Genomic DNA, 9,965 nt, shown 5'->3' on the forward strand with positions numbered 1-9,965 from the left:
ACCGACCCAACCGCCGACGAACCGACTTATCGACCAACCGACTGACCAACAGGAGTTGACGACAATGACCGACGCAGCCGGCGCGCTCAAGCAGGCGATGACCACCATTGAAGGTGCCATCGGCGCGGCCCTGGTGGACTACAACAGCGGCATGGCGCTCGCCACCCTCGACGGCCCCGGCGGCCTGGACCTCAACGTGGCCGCGGCCGGGAACACCGACGTGGTGCGCGCCAAGATGCGCACCATGGACATGCTCGGCCTGCAGGACGGCATCGAGGACATCCTGATCACGCTGAGTAGCCAGTACCATCTGATCCGCCCGCTCGGCGGCCGCACCGGCAAGGGCCTGTTCCTCTACCTGGCGCTGGACAAGGGCCGGGCCAACCTGGCGATGGCCCGCCACCAGCTCACCCGGATCGAGGCCGACCTGGAGGTCTGACCGCCGCGGGCGCCGGCCCCGGCGGCGGCTCACGCCCCGCCGGGCTCCGTCCACCGGACCTCGCCGCCCGCCAGCCCCGCGCACACCGCGCCGTCGGCGGTCAGCACGCTCCACGGCGCGAGCAGCGCGTGCGGCGGGACGGACAGCGCGCCGCCCTCCGCGAACCCCAGCTCCAGGCCGCCGGCCGGGGTGATCCGTGCGGAGTCGACCGTCCGGCCGACCAGTGCCAGTAGGGGCGGCGTCGGCCGGACGGTGAGTGCCGGGAAGAAGTGCCCGACCTCCTCCGGGGCCGCGAAGGACGGCGCCGCGAAGCGGAACTCGTGTGCCACCCGTACGGTCACCGGCCCGTCGAGCCGCAGGTCGAGCCGGGCTCCGCCGCTGACGGCCTCGACCCGCCGACCGGTCAGCACCTCAGTGATCGCGTTCTGCATGCCCCCAGTGTTCACCCGTCCGAGGGTTCTCAACCCCCGGACCGGCGGCCCGTCCGCGCACCAGCTCGACCGGCCCGCCCGCCCGTTCCCGGGCCGTGATCGCGGCGGCGACCCGGTTCCAGGACGGCTCGGACAGCAGGGCCCGGGCCTCCTCCGGGCCGCAGAGCCGCCACTCCACCAGCTCCTGCTCCTGGAGCGTGATCGAACTGAGCAGTTCCGCCGTCACCTGGCCGCCGTCGTAGACGTACACCAGGACGGCGGTGTCCCGGCCGGTCGCCGGGTCGGCCTCGGAGTCGGCCGCCACGCCGGGCTGCCAGTCCAGCGCGAGCAGCGGCCCCGGCTCGACCTCCCAGCCCAGTTCCTCGCGGATCTCCCGCCGCGCCGCCGTCCGGGGCGTCTCCCGGGCGGCCTCGACCCCGCCGCCCGGCAGCGTCCAGTACGGCACCCGCCCGCGCGGCCCGTCCCACGGCCGCAGCCGCACCAGCAGCACCCGGCCGTCACCGTCGGTGAACAGCGCCCGGGCCTTCGCCCGGATCCGCGGCCGGGTGGCGTAGTAGGTGTCCCGGTCCATCGGCGGCTCGGTCGTCGACGGCTCGGCCGTCAGTGGCCCGCTGGACCTCGGGGCCGACTCCGTCCCCAGTCCGGGCGCCGCGGCCAGCCCGGTGTACTCGGGTACCGGCCCGCCGGCGGGCAGCGCCCGCAGGGTGTGCCCGACCGGCAGGCTGTCCTCCAGCTCCAGCGGCCCGGCCGTCCGCGGCGCCCGCAGACAGGCCGTCACCCGCCGGGACAGCCGCGGCGGCAGGGCGTGCCCCGCCTCCTCCGCCGTCAGCCACACCCATCCGCCGACCTCGGCGGCGTCCGGCCGGATCGCCGCCACCTGTTCCGCCGTCAGCGGCTCGGCCCAGTACAGGTACGCCACGATCGGCGGCCGGGTCGGGGACATCGCCCAGTCGACGCACGCCAGCGGCCCCAGTCGGGGAGTGAAGCCCAGCTCCTCGGCGATCTCCCGCTCCGCCGTCTCCCGGGGCGAGCGGTCGGCGGGCTCCCACCCGCCGCCGGGGATCGCCATCGGGTGCTTCCGGTCGTACGGCAGCCGCACCACCAGCACTCGCCCCCGCCCGTCCGGGGCCGGCTGCCCGTCCGGGAACAGCACCCCGGCCGCCGCCAGGATCCCCCGTCCCGTCTTGCCCGACGCTTCCACCCAGGCTCCTTCCGCCACATCGTTCTCCGGGGACGACATCCCCGCCGGGCTCATGGTTCCCCCCGAACGCCTGCGCGGATACCCGCTCCCGGTGATCCCGCCCTCGCCGCTCGGCACCCCGCGCCCCGCGCTGTGCCGTCACCCCAGCGAGGCCAGGGCCTGGGCCGCGGCCCAGGCCATCCGTTCGTCGTGCCGCGCGCTCGACCCGCGCAGCCGGGCGGTGCCCTCCACCGCGGCGAGGGCCAGCAGGCCCGGCAGCAGGTCGGTGCTGCGGGCGGCGACCCAGCGGGTGCCCCGGGTGGCCATCCACCAGAGGTCGGCGGCTCGGCCCGGTGGGGGTTCGGCGGGTTCGAGGGCGGGTGGTGGGCCGAGCGGGTGCCCCGCCGTGCCGAGCAGTTCGTGGAACCGGCGGGCGATCAGGTGGTGCCCCTCGGCGCTGGGGTGGAGGCGGTCCACGCTCAGCAGTCGCCGCTGTTCGCACCAGGGCAGCTCGGCGATGTGCAGGTGTACGGCCCGGTGCCGCGCGGTCAGGGCGTGCACCACGGTGTTGACCGCGCGCATCCGCCGGGCCAGCGGGCGGGCGAGCGGCGCCGGAAGGCGGAGCAGGGTGCCGGGGTCGGGCAGGCAGGCGGTGAGCAACACCGCTCCGTGGCAGGACAGTTCGCCCAGGGTGGTGTCCAGCTCCAGGGTGGTGCGCCGGATGTCGAAGCCCGCCCGCAGGGTGTCGTTCCCGCCGACCAGTACGGCCGCCAGCTGGGGGTGGCGGGCCAGTGCCGCCGGGACTTGACGGGACGTCAGGTCAGTCGTCTGGGCGCCACTGTAGGCCAGGTTGGTGAACTCGACGGTCCCTCCCTTGGGCGCCAGCGACCCGGCGAGGACGGCGGCCCAGCCGCGCCACCGCTCGCCGACCTGGTCTCCGATCCCCTCGGTCAGCGAGTCCCCGAGCGCGACGAAGCGCAGCAGCTCGCCCGCGGTCGGCTGGTCCTCGGCAGCCCGGTCGGGCCCGGTGTCCAGCACACTCATCGCGAACCCCTCTCCCGTGCGCCGGAGTTCCGCTCGTCCCCACCGGGTCCCCGAACCGGGCCCGCGCCCGAGCCCCCAAATGTGCCCGAGCCCTCAAGCGCGCCCGAGCCCTCAAGCGCGCCCGAGCCCTCAAGTTCACCCGAGTTCCGCAGCCCGCCCGCGACGCCCGCTCCCCGCGCCTCGCTCGCCGCACCGGACTCCCGCGCCCCGCCCGCCGCACCCGGTCCCCGTACCCCGTGCGCCGCCAGGAAGGCCGCCACCGCCGCCGGCCAGCCGTACCGCTCGGCCTGTGCCCGGGCGGCAGCCCGCCGCACCGGCTCCTCGCGCCCCAGCAACTCCCGTACGGCGGCGGCGAATCCAGCCCCGGAGTCGACGGCGGCCACCCCGGCGGGCCCGACCAGTCCGGGCAGCGCGGAGGAGCGGCTGACCGCGACCGGCGTGCCGCAGGCCAGCGCCTCCAGCGCGGCCAGCCCGAAGGTCTCCACCGGCCCGGGCGCCAGCACGACGTCCGCGCTGCCCAGCAGCCCGGCCAGTTCCGCGCGCCCGCCGATGTGGCCGAGGAAGCGCACCGGCAGCCGCAGCCGCGCGGCCCGGGCGGCCAGCCGCTCCCGCAGCGGGCCGGTCCCGGCCACCACCAGGACGGTGGGCAGTCCGCGCGCCCGCAACCGGGTCAGCGCCTCGATCGCCCGCTCGGGCCGTTTCTCGGCCGAGAGCCGGGAGCAGAGCACCAGCAGCACGTCCCCGGGCGCCGCGTACCGGGCCCGTTCCGCCGCCCGTACGTCCGCCGGCAGCGGGCGCATCGCCGTCAGGTCCACCCCGAGCGGCGCCCGGACCAGGTTGGGCACGCCGATCCGGCGGAACTCGGCCGCCGCCCAGTCGGTGGTGCAGAGCACCGAGTCGTAGGCGCGGGCGGTCGCCGCGTTGAGCCGGTCGGCGGCTGCGGCGGCCAGCGGGCGGGGTACGCCCCAGGTGCCCAGCAGCCCGGTGGCGCTCTCGTGCGAGACCATCACCGAGCGGACGCCGTGCCGCCGGGCCCAACTGCCGCTCCAGCGCAGGGTCGTACGGTCGGAGACCTCCAGTCGGTCGGGGCTGAGCCGGGTCAGTTCGGCGGCCACCGCCCGCCGGTCGGTGAGCAGCCGGTAGCCGCCGCTGGCCGGCAGTACGGGGCCGGGGAGGGTGACCACCAGGCCCTGCTCGGTGTCCTCCTCGGAGCGCCGCTCGCCGGGCACGATCAGCACCGGCCGGTGCCCGGCCGCCCGGTACCCGGCGCCCAGGTGGCGCAGCGCGGTGCGCAGGCCGCCGGAGACCGGGGTGACGAAGTTGGCGAGCCGCACGATCGTCAGCGGCCCGCTGCGAGGTGGGGGCGTCATGCCGGCAGCTCCTCCGGCAGGACCGGCACCTCCGGCTCGGCGGGGGCGGTCGATGTGGCGGTCGCGGGAGCAACGGCAGGAGCAACAGCAACAGCCGGAGCCGGAGCGCCGGAGGTTCCCGCCGCCTCCGCCACCCCCCGGTGCTCCGCGAGCACCTCGGCGTAGTGCCGCAGCAGCAGGTCCCCGACCGCCTCCCAGGTCCGGGCGGTGACCTCGGCCCGCCCGGCCCGCCCGTACGCGGCCCGGCGGGCCGGATCGGCGGCCAGCTCGGCGACCGCCCGGGCGACCGCCGCGCCGTCCCGGGGCGGCACCAGCAGCCCGGTGCGGTGGTGGGCGACCAGGTCGAGCGGGCCGCCGGCGGCCGGTCCGATCACGGGCACGCCGCTGGCCATCGCCTCCTGGATGGTCTGGCAGAAGGTCTCCAGCGGGCCGGTGTGGACGAACACGTCCAGGGTGGCGAAACATCGTGCCAGTTCCTCGCCGGTGCGGCGGCCGAGGAACACCGCGCCGGGCATCGAGGCCTTGAGCCCGGGCGCGGAGGGGCCGTCCCCGACGACCACCACCCGCACCCCGGGCAGGGCGGAGGCGGCGGCCAGCAGGTCGACCCGCTTCTCGGGTGCCAGCCGCCCGACGTACCCGACCAGCACCTCTCCGCCGGGGGCGAGCGCCCGGTGCAGGGCCTCGTCGCGGTGCCGGGGGTGGAAGCGCACCGAGTCCACCCCGCGCGGCCACAGCTGGACCCTGGGCACCCCGTGCGCGGTGAGGTCCTGCGCGGCGGGGGTGGAGGGCGCCAGGGTGCGGGCGGCGGCCCGGTGCACGGCCCGGATCCGTCGCCAGGCGGCGGCCTCCCCGAGCCCCCGTCCGGCCCGGTAGGCGTGGGCGTACCCGGCGAGGTCGGTCTGGTAGACGGCGACGGCGGGCACCCCGAGCCGGGCTGCGACCTGCATTCCGCGCGCGCCCAGCACGAACGGGCTGGCCAGGTGGACGATGTCGGGCCGGTGCCGGGCGAGCGCGGCCGCCAGTTGCCGACTGGGCAGCGCGATCCGCACCTGGGGGTACCCGGGCAGCGGCATCGACGGGATGTGCACCACGGGGATCCGCTCCGCCTCGGCGCCGGTGCCGCAGGTCCGCGGTGGGCACTGGGCGCCCCGCGCCGGTGCGGGGGTGACGACGAGGGGCCGGTGGCCCCGACGGAGCAGGTGCTCGGCCGTCCGCAGCACGCTGTGGGCGACTCCGTTGACCTCGGGAGGAAAGGATTCGGTGACGATGGCGACGCGCATGCCGGTGTTGTGTCCGCGCCCGGCGTGCACCCGGCCAAAGGGATCTGTCGTACAAGCGAACGCGGGTCGGCGATTTGCACCGCCGACCCGCGTCCTCCACCCGGCGTCGCCTCAGGCCGAGCCGGCCGTCTCCTTGAGCTCCGCGTACGGCGCGAGCTTGCGGATCGACTCGATGCTCTTCAGGCAGTCGTCCTTGTTCTCGTGCGGGTCGCCGGTCACCACGACGGACCCGTTGCTCGCCTTGAGCCGGAACCGGTGCATCCCGCTCTCGTCCGTGTACAGCTCGAACTTCCCAGCCATGCCAGTCGACACCTCTCGCTCAGGTAACCCCCCCTCGCACCGCACCGTAGGTCGGACCACGTTGCGCCGCCCGCCGGCCGGGGCATCCGAGTCATCGGACGAGGGCGGCCGCGGCCGCCGACACGGGGGCGCTCGCCGCCGCCTCCGAGGCACCACGTCCCGGGGCGACGGCGAGCATGAGGCCCCATCGGCCGCACACGACCTCGGGAGGGCGGGGCAGCCGGGCTTCTCGCGGCGTTGTTGCGGGCCCGCGCCGTGGAGCACAACTTCCACGCCGCCGGGTCCTCATGCCTGCCGTCCCGTCGCCAGCCGTCCGGCGGGGAAACGCACCCCGCCCCTCCGTGCCTCAGTTGCGAATATTAGCAACTGTTCAGGTCTTCGACTGCCATGGGGGCCGGCGACCCCTCGTGCGGGCCGAGCGTACGGAAGCGTCCGATCCCGCCCGGCCTGCTGAGCGTTGGTGGCCGGAAGAGATTGCGAATGTCTGAATCCACTACATGCGGAACCAACGAGTTGCGAAATTCTTCATCTGCGCACATGATGTCGACTGTCCGACCGGCACCGGGTGCCCGCGGCCGCCCGGTAGGGGCGGGCCGGGCGAGGGAGAGGGGCGATGGCCGAAGTCTTCGAGCATGAGCTGCGCGAGCAGCTCGCCCTGGCGCGCGAGGCCCTGCTGGGCGCGCAGACCGACGGTGACGACGAGGGGGCGGTGGCCTACGAGGGCAGGCTCTCCGGGCTGCTCTCGATCGCGGCCATCAACGGCATCGACGTCGCGGACTGAATCCCCGAGCACGACGCAAGGAGAGGGCTGAGCCATGGCCGTCCCGCTGTACCAGGCGAAGGCGGAGTTCTTCCGCACCCTGGGCCACCCGGTGCGCATCCGGGTGCTGGAACTGCTGCAGAACGGGCCGACGCCGGTCCGGGAACTGCTCGCCAGCCTCGACATCGAGGCCCCCAGCCTGTCCCAGCAGCTCGCGATCCTGCGCCGGGCGAACCTGGTGACGGCCACCCGCGGCGGCAGCACCGTGGTGTACGCGCTCGCCACCCCGGACGTGGCCGACCTGCTGACGGCCGCCCGGCGGATACTGACCACGGTCATCACCGACCAGGAGCAGCTGCTGGCCGAACTGCGGGCGGGCGCTGAGGGGGTCCGGGCGTGAACGCCGTCCTGAACCGGGTGCGCGCCGTCCTGCCCACCCGGCGGATCCTCGCCACCATGGGCCGTTCACCCCGCAAGGACCTGCTCGCCGGGCTCACCGTGGCCATCGTCGCGCTGCCGCTCGCGCTGGGCTTCGGGATCTCCTCCGGAGCGGGCGCGGAAGCCGGCCTGGCCACCGCGGTCGTCGCCGGGGCGCTCGCCGCCCTCTTCGGCGGCTCCAACCTCCAGGTGTCCGGCCCGACCGGCGCCATGACCGTCGTCCTGGTCCCGATCATCGCCCGCTACGGCACCGCCGGTGTGCTGACCGTGGGCCTGCTGGCCGGCGTGGTCCTGGTCGCCCTGTCCCTGCTGCGAGCCGGGCGCTGGATGGCCTACGTCCCGGTGCCGGTGGTGGAAGGGTTCACGCTCGGCATCGCCGCCGTCATCGGCCTCCAGCAGGTGCCCGGCGCGCTCGGCGTGAAGAAGCCCGAGGGCGACAACCCGGCCGTCGTCGCGGTCAGGGCCGTCGCCGACTTCGTCTCCACCCCGCACTGGGCCGCCCTCGCCATCGCGCTCGCGGTTGCGGTGGTGATGCTGGCCGGGGTCCGGCTGCGACCCTCGCTGCCGTTCTCACTGATCGCCGTCGTCGCCGCGACCCTCGTCGCGGAGCTCACCGGCCTGCCGGTGGCCACCATCGGCCACCTGCCCGCCGGACTCCCCCTGCCCTCCCTCGGCTTTCTCGACCTCTCCGCAGTCCCAGCCCTCCTCCCCTCCGCGCTGGCCGTCGCCGCCCTGGCCGCACTCGAATCGCTGATGTCCGCGACCGCCGCCGACGCCATGAGCGTCTCCGAGCGCCACGACAGCGACCGCGAACTGTTCGGCCAGGGCCTGGCCAACCTGGCCGCTCCGCTGTTCGGAGGCGTCGCCGCCACCGGCGCGATCGCCCGCACCGCCGTCAACGTGCGCTCCGGCGCCGTCTCCCGGCTCGCCGCCCTCGTCCACGCGGCCGTCCTCGCGGTGATCGTCTTCGCCGCGGCCCCGCTGGTCTCGGGGATCCCGCTCGCGGCGCTGGCCGGGGTGCTGATCGCCACCGCCGTGCGCATGGTGGAGGTCGGCGCGCTGCGCGCGCTGGCCCGCACCGGTCGGGGCGAGGCCGCCGTCCTCGTGCTCACCGCCGCCGCCACCCTCGCCTTCGACCTGGTCACCGCCGTCATCGTCGGCATGCTCGTCTCCGGCGTCCTGGCGCTGGCCGCCGTCGCCAGGACGACCCGCGTCGAGCAGGTCCCGCTGCACGCCGACCTGCCCCCGGCGGACCATCACGAAGAGGAGCAGGCACTGCTGGCCGAGCACATCGCCGCCTATCGGATCGACGGCCCGCTGTTGTTCGCCGTCGCCCACCGCTTCCTGCTCGAACTCACCGAATCCGCTGAGGTCAAGGTCGCGATACTGCGGATGTCCCGGGTCAGTGCCATCGACGCCAGCGGCGCGACCGTCCTCGGCGACGCCATCGCCAAGTTGCAGCGCCGCGGCACCCTCGTCCTCGTCTCCGGCATCCGCGACGAGCACCACCGACCCCTGGACGCCCTCGGCACACTCGACCGCCTGCGCGCCGACGGCCACGTCTTCCGCACCACGCCGGACGCCATCGCCTACGCCCGAACCCACCTGCACGGCTCCCTGGCCCCGGCGGGCCGCACCGCCGAGAACGCCACCACGGTGGGAGCGAGCAGTTGAGCACCGCCGGGGTCCCCCGGTGATCCGGCGCCGGCGTGACCGCGGGTACCACGGCCCGTCCAGCTCCCTCCGGACCCAACCGGCCGACCCCTACCGGCGCTACCGGATGAGCCTGGCCAGCAGCTGGGCCGCCGCCAAGGTCGTGCGCCGGATCACGGTCACCCTCCTCGCCTCGTGGGGCATCCCGCCGAAGTCGACGGTCCACGACGCCGCCGTCTTCGTCGTCACCGAACTCGCCGCCAACGCGGTGCGCCACGCCGCGCGCCGCTCCCCGTTCTTCGAGCTGCTGCTCACCGCCACCAACACGCACCTGGAGGTCGCCGTCCGCGACAGCCACCCGGCCCTGCTCGGTACCCCCGAACCGGGCGGCACAGGAGGCCTGGCCGCCGTCGCCGACCTCGCCCGGTCGGCAGGCGGCCGGCTGAGCATCCACCCCGATCGGGACGGCGGCAAAGCCGTACACGTCCGACTTCCCCTGAACCCCTGAACCCCTGAACCCCTGAACCCCTGACCACCGCGACCCGAACAAGAGGCCGCCGCGTGCAGTACGCGATCACCACCTACGACGACCACGGCGCCCCGTTCGCTCCGAAGCTGGTCGACCTGCCCACGCTCCAGGCGCTCCTCGCCCGGGCTGCCGTGACCGGCGAGCGCCTGCACATCCGCCCCCGGAACCCGCAGGCGCGTCCCGCCGCGACCGAACGGAAGGAGATCCCATGAGTACCGATGGCGGTACCGGCGAAGAGAGCAGCCGTCGTAGAGCCATGCTGATCCGTGCCGGCGTCTACATCCTCGGCACTCACCTGTTCGCCGGTTTCGTGATCTTGCTCTTCGCTCTTGGCGACCGCCACTGATCCCCCCGGCGAGCGACTGGGCAGGCGGCGGATCCTGCGGATCGCAGGGCCGGCCCCACTGTGGTCGGCGGGGGCTCCAGCGGAACGAGCGGGCCTATGCCCAATGCCGGTGACTTAGGTTGTGGCGGCTCTGCTGGTGATCGTGATGACGGCCGGGAGCGGTGGTGGCCAGTCGCGGTGTTGGGCGCGTTTGAG

The 9,965-nt window shown here is 75.1% G+C and carries 13 protein-coding genes; 7 read left to right on the forward strand and 6 right to left on the reverse strand.

Translation table 11 applies throughout. From position 1 onward, the window contains the following. Positions 1-64 precede the first annotated feature (64 nt). Entirely contained in the window at positions 65-439 is a 375-nt protein-coding gene (locus ACZ7BZ_RS29000; protein WP_465748221.1) for a hypothetical protein, read from the forward strand. A 29-nt stretch (positions 440-468) separates the two neighbouring features. Here the strand turns inward: ACZ7BZ_RS29000 and ACZ7BZ_RS29005 are convergent, their stop codons facing one another. The 6 genes from ACZ7BZ_RS29005 to ACZ7BZ_RS29030 form a co-directional block, all read right to left on the reverse strand. Beyond that, on the reverse strand, positions 469-870 hold the full coding sequence (locus ACZ7BZ_RS29005; RefSeq protein WP_470360906.1) for a DUF6188 family protein: 402 nt from the start codon (positions 868-870) through the stop codon (positions 469-471). Then, complete coding sequence (locus ACZ7BZ_RS29010; protein ID WP_470360907.1) at positions 851-2,071, reverse strand: NUDIX hydrolase; 1,221 nt, start codon at positions 2,069-2,071, stop codon at positions 851-853. The genes ACZ7BZ_RS29005 and ACZ7BZ_RS29010 overlap by 20 nt, the downstream gene beginning before the upstream one ends. Before the next feature lie 138 nt (positions 2,072-2,209). Further along, on the reverse strand, positions 2,210-3,094 hold the full coding sequence (locus ACZ7BZ_RS29015; RefSeq protein ID WP_470360908.1) for an SGNH/GDSL hydrolase family protein: 885 nt from the start codon (positions 3,092-3,094) through the stop codon (positions 2,210-2,212). Continuing rightward, entirely contained in the window at positions 3,091-4,464 is a 1,374-nt protein-coding gene (locus ACZ7BZ_RS29020) for a glycosyltransferase (RefSeq protein ID WP_470360909.1), read from the reverse strand. The genes ACZ7BZ_RS29015 and ACZ7BZ_RS29020 overlap by 4 nt, the downstream gene beginning before the upstream one ends. After that, positions 4,461-5,744: a glycosyltransferase family 4 protein gene (locus ACZ7BZ_RS29025; protein ID WP_470360910.1), complete on the reverse strand. Its 1,284-nt coding sequence runs from the start codon at positions 5,742-5,744 to the stop codon at positions 4,461-4,463. The genes ACZ7BZ_RS29020 and ACZ7BZ_RS29025 overlap by 4 nt, the downstream gene beginning before the upstream one ends. Positions 5,745-5,855: 111 nt before the next feature. Then, positions 5,856-6,044, reverse strand: a complete 189-nt coding sequence (locus ACZ7BZ_RS29030; RefSeq protein ID WP_470360911.1) for a YegP family protein — start codon at positions 6,042-6,044, stop codon at positions 5,856-5,858. A 613-nt stretch (positions 6,045-6,657) separates the two neighbouring features. On the opposite strand from ACZ7BZ_RS29030, the gene ACZ7BZ_RS29035 reads away from it, so the two are divergent. The 6 genes from ACZ7BZ_RS29035 (at position 6,658) to ACZ7BZ_RS29060 (ending at position 9,770) form a co-directional block, all read left to right on the forward strand. Next, positions 6,658-6,825: a hypothetical protein gene (locus ACZ7BZ_RS29035; RefSeq protein WP_470360912.1), complete on the forward strand. Its 168-nt coding sequence runs from the start codon at positions 6,658-6,660 to the stop codon at positions 6,823-6,825. 34 nt (positions 6,826-6,859) lie between these two features. Next, positions 6,860-7,204: an ArsR/SmtB family transcription factor gene (locus ACZ7BZ_RS29040; protein WP_470360913.1), complete on the forward strand. Its 345-nt coding sequence runs from the start codon at positions 6,860-6,862 to the stop codon at positions 7,202-7,204. 56 nt (positions 7,205-7,260) lie between these two features. Continuing rightward, positions 7,261-8,916, forward strand: coding sequence for a SulP family inorganic anion transporter (locus ACZ7BZ_RS29045; protein ID WP_470360921.1), 1,656 nt, complete (start codon positions 7,261-7,263; stop codon positions 8,914-8,916). A 106-nt stretch (positions 8,917-9,022) separates the two neighbouring features. Continuing rightward, a complete protein-coding gene (locus ACZ7BZ_RS29050) occupies positions 9,023-9,403 on the forward strand; it encodes an ATP-binding protein (protein ID WP_470360914.1) in 381 nt (126 codons plus the stop codon). A gap of 53 nt (positions 9,404-9,456) precedes the next feature. After that, positions 9,457-9,636: a hypothetical protein gene (locus tag ACZ7BZ_RS29055; RefSeq protein WP_470360915.1), complete on the forward strand. Its 180-nt coding sequence runs from the start codon at positions 9,457-9,459 to the stop codon at positions 9,634-9,636. Continuing rightward, a complete protein-coding gene (locus tag ACZ7BZ_RS29060) occupies positions 9,633-9,770 on the forward strand; it encodes a DUF6126 family protein (protein ID WP_470360916.1) in 138 nt (45 codons plus the stop codon). The genes ACZ7BZ_RS29055 and ACZ7BZ_RS29060 overlap by 4 nt, the downstream gene beginning before the upstream one ends. The last annotated feature ends 195 nt before the right edge of the window (positions 9,771-9,965 follow it).

The sequence above is a fragment of the Kitasatospora sp. NPDC036934 genome (assembly GCF_055608425.1).